The following is a 1,517-nucleotide window of genomic DNA, read 5'->3' on the forward strand; positions in this document are numbered from 1 at the left end:
CCCACTTTCATGCCCTGCCGACCAGAAGATCACCCGACCGAGTCGGCAGACTCGAACTCACGATCACCAAGATCGATAGAGCAACGGCTAGTGAGGCATGCCCGCCCCGTCAGGTTCTCACCGCTTCCGTCAGCCCTACCAGAGAACCCGGTAGCAGCGACCGACGAACCGTCAATTCCCGGCCCGCCACGTGGGGCACTACTCAACCCTCCCGACGGCCAACCGCCCTCGCCGGTCCATCTCCGCGATCGATCACCGCTCGATTGCTAGTGTCCTGCGCCCGAGATCCGTCGTTAGATCTTGCGTGAGTGATTCTTCGGATGTGCCGGTGCGTCGTCGTGGTCCTGCGTTGGAGCCGTTGTCGTTGTCCGACGAGGAGCGGGCGGTGCTGACGCGGTGGGCCCGCAGGGCGACGTCCGCCCAGGCGTTGGCTATGCGGGCTCGGATCGTGCTGGCCTGCGACGGCCTGGATGTACCGTCGATCGTCGGCGTCGCAAGGCAGTTCGGGATTACTGCGGACACGGTCCGCAAGTGGCGTCGCCGGTTCCTCGCGGATCGGCTGGACGGCCTGGTGGACGAGCCGCGTCCGGGCCGGCCGCCGAGCATCGCGGTGGACGAGGTCGAGGCGGTGGTGGTGGCGACGCTGGAGGAGATCCCGAAGAACGCGACGCACTGGTCGCGGAGCTCGATGGCGGCCCACAGCGGCCTGTCGAAGTCCACGGTGGGACGGATCTGGCGGAAGTTCCAGCTCAAGCCCCACCTGGCGGACACCTTCAAGCTCTCCACCGACCCGCTGTTCATCGAGAAGGTCCACGACGTGGTCGGCCTCTACTTCGACCCGCCCGAGGGGGCCGTGGTGCTGTCGGTCGACGAGAAGTCCCAGATCCAGGCCTTGAACCGGTCGCAACCGGTGCTGCCGATGATGCCGGGCATGCCCGAGCGCCGGACCCACGACTACGTGCGCAACGGCCTCACCACCCTGTTCGCCGCCTTCGACACCGGCAGCGGGAAGGTCATCAGTTCCCTGCACCGACGGCACCGCGCGGCGGAGTTCAGGAAGTTCCTCGTCAAGATCGACCAGGAGGTTCCCGACGGCCTCGACATCCACCTCATCTGCGACAACTACGGAACCCACAAGACCCCGGCCATCAAAGCATGGCTGTCCCAACACCCCAGATTCCACATGCACTTCACCCCGACCGGGTCATCGTGGATCAACCAGGTCGAGCGCTGGTTCGGCTTCCTCACCGACCAGATGATCCGCCGCGGATCCCACAAGAACGTCCAGACCCTCGAACGCGACATCCGCAACTGGATCAAGACCTGGAACGAGGCCCCCACACCGTTCACCTGGACCAAGACCGCGGACGAGATCCTCGATTCCCTCGCCCGATTCTGCCGACGGATCTCGGGCGCAGGACACTAGGGCACGTATTCGGTCGTGATCAATCTTGGCGATTCACCTTCGCGGCGGGTCCTGATCCGGTAGACCGTGGTGTGTGACGCGAGCGCAACTG

General features: G+C 65.2%; 1 protein-coding gene. It reads left to right on the forward strand.

The window, feature by feature from the left end:
* Window positions 1-322: 322 nt before the first annotated feature.
* On the forward strand, window positions 323-1,426 hold the full coding sequence (locus ABZ497_RS36795; protein ID WP_359812505.1) for an IS630 family transposase: 1,104 nt from the start codon (window positions 323-325) through the stop codon (window positions 1,424-1,426).
* Window positions 1,427-1,517 lie beyond the last annotated feature (91 nt).

The organism is Kitasatospora sp. NPDC005751 (assembly GCF_040630835.1).
Classification (GTDB): Bacteria; Actinomycetota; Actinomycetes; order Streptomycetales; family Streptomycetaceae; genus Kitasatospora.